The organism is Sphingomonas sp. Ant H11, assembly GCF_000797515.1.
GTDB lineage: Bacteria > Pseudomonadota > Alphaproteobacteria > Sphingomonadales > Sphingomonadaceae > Sphingomonas.
This window is the reverse complement of sequence record NZ_JSBN01000198.1, coordinates 1-1,616: the sequence shown is the minus strand read 5'-3', so window position 1 is coordinate 1,616 and position 1,616 is coordinate 1. Positions and strand designations below refer to the sequence as shown.

Here is a 1,616-nt window from a genome sequence, read left to right as displayed (position 1 = left end):
CGCCCACACAGCCCCTCCCCCAACCCCTCCCGCAAGCGGGAGGGGAGACGCTGTGCGCATGCCCTTCCTGCGCCAGCAGATCGCCAAGCGCGAGGGGCGGGCCAATATGTGTCTGGCCGATTTCATCGACCCCGCAGGCGACTGGATCGGCGGCTTCGCGGTGACTGCGGGGCACGGCATCGAGGCGCACCTCAAGCGCTTCAAGGCCGACAATGACGATTATTCGGACATCCTGCTGAAGGCGCTGGCCGATCGTTTGGCCGAGGCCTTTGCCGAGCGCATGCACCAGCATGTCCGCACCACCTTGTGGGGCTATGCCGAGGGCGAGCAATTGACCAACGAAGCGCTGATCCGCGAGCACTATCGCGGCATCCGCCCGGCCCCTGGCTATCCGGCCTGCCCCGATCACAGCGAAAAGCCGATGCTGTTCAAGCTGCTCGGCGCAACGCCAGCAACCGGCATCACGCTGACCGACAGCTTTGCGATGCTGCCGACGGCGGCGGTGTCGGGCTTCTATTTCGGGCACCCGCAAGCCGACTATTTCGGCGTGGCGCGCGTCGGGCCGGACCAGTTGGAGGACTATGCCGAGCGGCGCGGGGTCGATCTGGCGACCGCGACGCGCTGGCTGCGGCCCAATCTGGATTGATCTAGCCGCGCCGGGGCGTTGCGATCACATGCAGGCCCGTCAGCGAATGGGTGGTCGTCTTCAGGCTGATGACGGGCTCGGGCGCGGCGGGCGTGAAGCGGAAGTGGCGCAGCAGTACCGCCATCATCACCGCGATCTCGGTCTGCGCGAAGGCGGCCGCGATGCACAGGCGTGGCCCGGCGCCGAAGGGCAGGAACGCGCCGCGATCATAAGCGGCAGCGGGGGCGAAGCGGTCGGGATCGAACGCATCGGGGTGATCCCAGAGCTGGCGATGGCGGTGGATCGCGAACACCGGCAGGATCACGACTTGCCCGGGGTGGAGGCGGTGGCCTTGCAATTCGCTGGGCCGCAGCGCCGCGCGCACCAGCAAGGGGCCGGGCGGATAGAGACGCAGCGTTTCCTGCACGACCTGGCGGCCGATCGGCAGGGCCGGGTCCGTCGCGTCGGCGGCGAGCGCTTCGCGATACACAGCTTCCTGCCACTCGGGGTAGAGCGCCAGCAGATACAGGCCCCACGCCGCCGCCTGCGCGGTCGTTTCCAGCCCGGCGGGGAGGAAGCCCAGCAGATTGTCGGCGAGCGGCCCGGCACCGCGCATCAGCGCCGCAATGTCCTGCACGCGATCGGGTGGTGTGGCGCGCGCTGCGGCAAGACGCGTGGCCACCGCGCGCAGGCGTTGCTCGGGGCCCCCGCGTCCCATGCCGCGCAGCCGGTCGATCCACGCATCGGGGACCGGGAGCAGGTCGAGCAAGCCGAAATGCGCTGCGGCACGGATGAAGGGCGGGACATCCGCTGCGATCGCATCCAGATCGGCATCGTCCAGACCGGTGAGCAAGGTGGTCATCACGATTTCGGTGACGATCCGCGCCAAGGCGACCGACAGGTCGATCGGCGCATCGGTCGACCAGCATCGCGCGGCCCGCTCGGCCGCTGCCGCCATTGCCGGGACGGCGGACTGCACCGCCGCCGGTTT

The 1,616-nt window shown here is 69.3% G+C and carries 2 protein-coding genes; one reads left to right on the top strand and one right to left on the bottom strand.

What is annotated here, in order from left to right:
- Positions 1 to 646: vitamin B12 dependent-methionine synthase activation domain-containing protein (locus tag NW75_RS21485; protein ID WP_331386198.1), on the top strand; the 646-nt coding region annotated here is incomplete at its 5' end.
- 1 nt (position 647) lies between these two features.
- Here NW75_RS21485 and NW75_RS21480 read toward each other — a convergent pair.
- Positions 648 to 1,616 (bottom strand): cytochrome P450 (locus tag NW75_RS21480; protein ID WP_052192571.1); only part of this gene is annotated, 969 nt, incomplete at its 5' end.